This is a genomic window from Modicisalibacter radicis (genome assembly GCF_900961225.1).
GTDB lineage: Bacteria > Pseudomonadota > Gammaproteobacteria > Pseudomonadales > Halomonadaceae > Modicisalibacter.
This window is the reverse complement of the sequence record NZ_CAAHFN010000015.1, coordinates 1-416: the sequence shown is the minus strand read 5'-3', so window position 1 is coordinate 416 and position 416 is coordinate 1. Positions and strand designations below refer to the sequence as shown.

The 416-nt window shown below is 40.1% G+C and carries 1 protein-coding gene; it reads left to right on the top strand.

The window, feature by feature from the left end; translation table 11 throughout:
- A partial coding sequence (locus tag HR9077_RS00825) for an SLC13 family permease (RefSeq protein WP_280178393.1) occupies positions 1–416 on the top strand: 416 nt, incomplete at both ends.

The following is a 416-nucleotide window of genomic DNA, read 5'->3' as shown; positions in this document are numbered from 1 at the left end:
ATCTTATTTATCTCGCCGCTTCACGGGCAAAGCCCCGAAAACGTACAACATCAACTTGACCACAATATTTTAGAGATTGCCACACTCTGGTTGTTTTTAATGGCTGCAATGACCTTTGTAGCCTATTTGAACTCCAAAGGTTTTATCCAAAATATTGTGCATAAGATAATGCCCAGTGCTATTAGCGAACGCAAACTGATGTTTTTGATTGGCGGGTTCTCCTTCTTATTTTCGTCGATTTCAGACAATATCACAGCCACATTAATTTCCCTTGCGGTGGTGATGTCGTTAAAACTCGATCCGAAAAAGCTAATTAAATACGCTACGCTTATCATCTTTAGTGTGAACTCGGGCGGAGTGTCGTTAATTACCGGTGATGTTACTACCTTGATGATTTTCCTTGATGACAAAGTTAC